Below are 681 nucleotides of genomic sequence, written 5' to 3' on the forward strand. Positions count from 1 at the left end.
GAGCCATCGAAGGCGTCACCGGTTCGAGCCCGATGGCGAACGGGCGGGCGAGGTTCGCAATGTTTCGCTACTGGTGGCGATCGGCGTGACCCGCGAGGGCTATCGCGAGATCCTCGGCATCGTGGAAGGCCCGAAGGAGGACAAAGCCGGCTGGTCGGCCTTCCTGCGGTATCTGGTGGATCGTGGGCTGTCTGGCGTGCAGCTGATCGTCTCGGACGCCTGTCGCGGCCTCGTCGAAAGCGTGGCCGAGTTCCTGCCTGGTGCGCGCTGGCAGCGTTGCGCGGTTCACTTCTACAGAAACATCTTCAGCCTGGTCCTCGCCGGCAGGGTCCGCGATGTTACGAAGATGCTGAAGGCGATCCATGCGCAGGAGGACAGGAGGGCAGCGGCCGAGAAGACCGCGACGATCGTCGCCGACCTTCGCGCCACGAAGCTGGCCCAGGCCGCTGACCTGTTAGAAGAACACGGCCATGAAACGCTGACCTTCTACGGCTTTCCCGACAGCCATTGGATCAAGCTGCGGACCAACAACCCGCTGGAGCGGATCATGCGCGAGCTCAGACGCCGCAGCCGCGTCGTTGGCGCCTTCCCGGACGGAAAATCATGCCTCAACCCAATGGTCCACCCGTAAATACATGAACATGGCCATGCTATTCGCGGATCAAACCAAAGGAACCGTCG

General features: G+C 62.8%; 1 pseudogene. It reads left to right on the forward strand.

The window, feature by feature from the left end:
• A pseudogene (locus IT41_RS19265) lies at positions 1 to 681 on the forward strand (IS256 family transposase); the annotation flags it as partial.

It is taken from the genome of Paracoccus halophilus, assembly GCF_000763905.1.
Classification (GTDB): Bacteria; Pseudomonadota; Alphaproteobacteria; order Rhodobacterales; family Rhodobacteraceae; genus Paracoccus; species Paracoccus halophilus.